Annotated in this window: 1 protein-coding gene; it reads right to left on the bottom strand. The window is 73.3% G+C overall.

Annotated features, from left to right (window positions below):
* Positions 1-429: 429 nt before the first annotated feature.
* The coding region (locus tag DBR36_RS01205) for a substrate-binding domain-containing protein (RefSeq protein ID WP_108317211.1) at positions 430-1365 on the bottom strand (936 nt) is incomplete at its 5' end.

The raw sequence follows: 1365 nt of genomic DNA, 5'->3' as shown, positions 1-1365 counted from the left end.
GGCTCGTGCCCCACCCCTCGAAGGGCTTCTCGGACGCGGTGGCGGGGTTGGGGGTGATGCGCACGGGCGCGGACCCGGCCGCGTGGGCCGGAGGGGGTGCCACGGCGGCCGCGGCTCCGAACGCGCCGGCGGCCAGGGCCACGGCGCAGGTCATCGACAGCAGTCGAATCGACGTCATCGTCATTCCGATCCGGTCGCAGCGGTGCGACCTCGGTGGGGGGCGTGTTGACGTCAACATGTTGACGTCAACAGCGAGCCTATGGGAGAGCCGACCGCCGCCGCAATGCCCGGGCGGCGCGAGCCCCGCCCGAGCCGCACGGGCACGGCTCCGCGGTCGCCGAGCGCTGAGCCCGCCCCGGGACTGAGCGACGTTGGCCCGGCTCAGCGCGGGCCGGAGCTCGCCCGGACGACGAGCGACGTCGGCCCGGCTCAGCGCGGGCCGGAGCTCGCCCGGACGACGAGCGACGTCGGCACGAGGGTGCGGGCGTGCTCGCCGCCCGGCCCCTCGATGTCGGCGATCAGGGCGCTCATCGCCTCTTCGCCGACGCGTTGGAAGCGCTGGCGGACGGTGGTCAGCGGCGGCCAGAAGTTGGCCGCCTCGGGCATGTCGTCGAAGCCCACGACGCTCACCTGGCCGGGCACCGCCCGCCCCGCCTCGTGCAGGGCGCGGATGACGCCGAGCGCCATCTGGTCGTTCGCCGCGAACACCGCGGTCACCTCGGGCCGCACCGCCAGCTCGGCGCCGATGCGGTGGCCCGACTCGGCCGTCCAGTCGCCGATCTGCACGTCGGGGACGCGGCATCCCCGATCCTCGAGGGCCTCACGCCAGGCGATGCGGCGACGCTCGGCGGCGAAGGACTCGGGCGGACCCGACACGTGCCACACCGTCTCGTGACCCAGATCGAGCAGGTGCTCGGTCGCCAGCCGGGCCCCCTGCGCCTGGTCGTTGTCGACGACGGCGTAGGGGTAATCAGCGCTCGAATCGACGACCACGACCGGAAGACCCGAGGGGATCGACAGCTCGTTCTCGCCCAGCCGGTGCGTCTCGATGAGGATCACGATGCCGTCGACCGCGTGCTCGCGCAGGCGCAGGAACGCCCCCGACACGTCGGATTGCGACGCCGACTGCACGGTGATGAGGGTGATCGAGTAACCGGATGCCGCGGCGACCGACGCCAGAGCGTCGAGCGTGCGCGTGTTGCCGTACGAGCTGAGCGAGAACATGATGACGCCGATACTGCGGAACCGGCCCGATCGCAGCGCGCGGGCGGCGCGGTTGGGGCGGTAGCCGAGCGTGGCCATCGCGTCCAGGACGCGCTGGCGGGTGTCGGGGTCGACGTTCGCGCGTCCGTTCGCGACGCGCGA

It is taken from the genome of Microbacterium sp. HMWF026, from assembly GCF_003061325.1.
Taxonomy (GTDB): Bacteria; Actinomycetota; Actinomycetes; order Actinomycetales; family Microbacteriaceae; genus Microbacterium; species Microbacterium testaceum_E.
This window is presented reverse-complemented; position numbering and strand designations above follow the sequence as displayed.